Raw genomic sequence first — 963 nt, 5'->3', positions numbered from 1 at the left:
CTATCGACCTTGGTCAGAAGGTCMTCATAGAGCTGCAACTMGTCCTGGATCATCTGCTGTTCAAATGTCGATGGCACGGCGATGAACCGGAATGCCGAGTGGGTGATGATGATCGCATCCCAGGTCGCGGTGGCGGCGCGGGAGAGGAAGCGAGCCCGTTTGTCCTTGGTGAAGTTAGTCTCGTCGGCAACGAGGATCCGGGCGTTCGGATAGAGCGCCAGAAACTCGCGCGCCGCCTGGGCGAGGCAATGGCCCGGCACGACCAGCATCGCCTTGGCAATGAGTCCCAGGCGGCGCTGTTCCATGATGGCGGCAGCCATCGTCATCGTCTTGCCAGCACCGACGGCGTGCGCAAKGTAGGTGGAACCCGACGAGATGATCCGCCAGATGCMGCGCTTTTGATGCCCATAAAGAACAAAGGCGCCAGAGGCGCCGGGAAGTGTGAGATGGGAACCGTCGAACTTTCGCKGCGCGATATTGTTGAAGCGGTCGTTGTAGACCCGGGCGAGGCGGTCGGTGCGATCCGGATCGGTCCAGACCCAGTTCTGAAACGCCGTCTTGATTTTCTGCAGCTTGTCGCGGGCGGCTTCCGTGTCGACCACGTTCAGCACCCGCCGCTCGCCGTCCATCTCCTTGAAAACGTCAAAGATCTGCGGCACGCGGCTGTTCAGCGCATCGGCGAGCAGCTCGCCGGCGTGCCGGCGGTCGGTTCCCCATTCCGATGTGCCGGCGGCGGTCCAACCAAGCTGCCGAGCCTCAACCGTCCACGAGCCGAGTTCCGGCATGTGGTGGATTTTGATCTCGGCGCCCATCGTCTCATGCACGAAGTCGACGATATCGGCTGCTGGGATCCAGGGCGTGCCCAACCGAGCGGTGATGTCAGACGGGCGGAGATCGACGGGCTGTACCGCCTGGAGCGCACGAACGTTGCGCTCGTAGGCGGCATCGAGCTCGGCAGCAGCT

1 protein-coding gene is annotated in these 963 nt (G+C 62.7%); it reads right to left on the bottom strand.

What is annotated here, in order from left to right; genetic code table 11:
• Positions 1-963, bottom strand: a 963-nt coding sequence (locus tag QD357_RS32560) for a DEAD/DEAH box helicase family protein (RefSeq protein WP_414126122.1), incomplete at both ends; no start/stop codon positions are given.

The organism is Rhizobium sp. BR 317, from assembly GCF_047445835.1.
Lineage (GTDB): Bacteria > Pseudomonadota > Alphaproteobacteria > Rhizobiales > Rhizobiaceae > Rhizobium > Rhizobium paranaense.
The sequence above is the reverse complement of the archived record's forward strand: the minus strand, read 5'-3'. Positions and strand labels throughout refer to the sequence as shown.